This window comes from Mesorhizobium sp. B2-3-4 (genome assembly GCF_006442315.1).
Lineage (GTDB): Bacteria > Pseudomonadota > Alphaproteobacteria > Rhizobiales > Rhizobiaceae > Mesorhizobium.
In genome coordinates, this window is sequence record NZ_VFVY01000046.1 from 1 (window position 1) to 1,687 (window position 1,687).

Sequence of the window (1,687 nt, forward strand, 5' to 3'; positions counted from 1 at the left end):
GGCGATGCCGATCCGTCGTCCTACCTCTACACCTACTCCGACCTCGGCACCGGCGTCGCTCTCGTCGGCGCGCTCGACCGGGCCTCGGGCGAGGATGTCGGCGGCTATGCCATCGGCCAGGGCACGCTGACCAACGCCAACAATTCGAACTACGACATCACCTTCGACAGCTCGATCTTCGCCATCGGCAAGCGGGCCGTGACGGTCAAGGCAAGCGCCAACCAGGGCAAAACCTACGGCGATGCCGATCCGTCGTCCTACCTCTATACCTATTCCGATCTAGGCACCGGCGTCGCTCTCGTCGGCTCACTGGACCGCACGGCCGGCGAAGATGCCGGCGGCTACGCAATCGGCCAGGGCACGCTGACCAACGCCAACAATTCGAATTACGACATCACCTTCGACAGCTCGACCTTCACCATCGGCAAGCGCGCGGTCACGGTCACGGCAAGCGCCAATCAGGGCAAGACCTACGGCGATGCCGATCCGTCGTCCTACCTCTATACCTATTCCGATCTCGGAACCGGCGTGGCGCTGGTGGGGTCGCTTGACCGCGCATCGGGAGAAGACGTCGGTACCTATGCGATTGGGCGTGGCACGCTGACCGATGCCGCCAATTCGAACTACGACATCACTTTCGACAGCTCGACCTTCGGCATCGCCAAGCGAGCCGTCACGGTCACGGCGACATCGGGTCAGGGCAAGACCTACGGTAATGCCGACCCGACTACCTACGGCTACACCACGTCGGGTCTTGGCAACGGCATTGCGCTGGCCGGCGCCCTGAACCGGGCAGGCGGCGAAGATGCCGGCAGCTACGCCATCGGCCAGGGCACGCTGACCAACGCCAACAATTCGAACTACGACATCACCTTCGTGGATGGGACCGACTTCACCATCGGCAAGCGGTCGGTGACGGTCACAGCGACTTCGGGCCAGGGCAAGATTTATGGCAATGACGATCCATCGTCCTACGGCTACGGCTATTCCGATCTCGGGACCGGCGTGGCGCTCGTCGGCGCGCTTGACAGGGCCGCCGGCGAAAATGCGGGCAATTATGCCATCGGCCAGGGCACGCTCACCAACGCCAACAATTCCAACTACGACATCACCTTCGCCAGCGCTGATTTCAGCATCGGCAAGCGTTCGATCATTGTCGTGGCGGATGCGCAAAGCCGTGCGCAGGGCATGCCCAATCCGCCATTTACCTATTCGATCGGCGGACTGGGACTGGTCGGCACCGATACGCTCACCGGCGCGCTTTCGACCGATGCAACGCCCGCCAGCATCCCCGGCGGTTACGCCATCGAGCAAGGCAGCCTTGCCGCTTCGGCCAACTACGATCTGACCTATGTCGGCGCCGAACTGACCGTCACCGCGCCCAACACGGTGCCTGCTGCCGATACGGCCAGCACGGTCGCGTATAATGCCTCCGTGCATGGCGCCGGTGCACCGGCGCCGGTGTTCTTCACCGGCCAGCCGGCGGACGGCGACACGCAAACCCTGGTCGAGGATCCGCGCCTTGACGGCTTCGCCTTCTGTCAGGGCATGGCGCAGACCGCGTCGGTCTGCGCTGCCGCCTCGATCCAGTAGCGGCAGGCTATGCAGCGCCAGATACTCTTCCCACGCATCATCACCCGGACCAGCGCGCCGCTGACGGCGCTGCTTCTGGCCTCGACGGCGCTCG

1 protein-coding gene is annotated in these 1,687 nt (G+C 64.1%); it reads left to right on the forward strand.

Annotation, left to right across the window (positions count from 1 at the left end):
- Window positions 1-1,593, forward strand: a 1,593-nt coding sequence (locus FJ967_RS33595) for an MBG-2 domain-containing protein (RefSeq protein WP_181176230.1), incomplete at its 5' end; no start/stop codon positions are given.
- Window positions 1,594-1,687 lie beyond the last annotated feature (94 nt).